The 269-nt window shown below is 61.7% G+C and carries 1 protein-coding gene; it reads right to left on the bottom strand.

All coding sequences use genetic code 11. From position 1 onward, the window contains the following. Positions 1–269 (bottom strand): alkaline phosphatase family protein (locus tag SB772_RS41430; protein ID WP_410838701.1); only part of this gene is annotated, 269 nt, incomplete at both ends.

Below are 269 nucleotides of genomic sequence, written 5' to 3'. Positions count from 1 at the left end.
CGCGAGAATGCCGCTCATGTAGTAGTCGCACACGGTGTACTGCGTGACTGCGCCGCGATAGAAGTCAAGATCCGCGGACTGGAAATAGCCGATCGGCAGCAGGTCGCCGCGCGTGAGGCTTGTACCGGCCGTGAGCAGGAAGCCGTTCATTGCGCCATTGGCGAGATGAACGCGTCCGGCATCGTATGAATGATTCGGGTCCGCGAACGAGCACGCTTGGAAGCCATACGCGGGGTTCGTGGCAAGCGCGAACGGCGTGTGGGTTTCGC

It is taken from the genome of Paraburkholderia sp. SIMBA_030, from assembly GCF_046535245.1.
Lineage (GTDB): Bacteria > Pseudomonadota > Gammaproteobacteria > Burkholderiales > Burkholderiaceae > Paraburkholderia.
The sequence above is the reverse complement of the archived record's forward strand: the minus strand, read 5'-3'. Positions and strand labels throughout refer to the sequence as shown.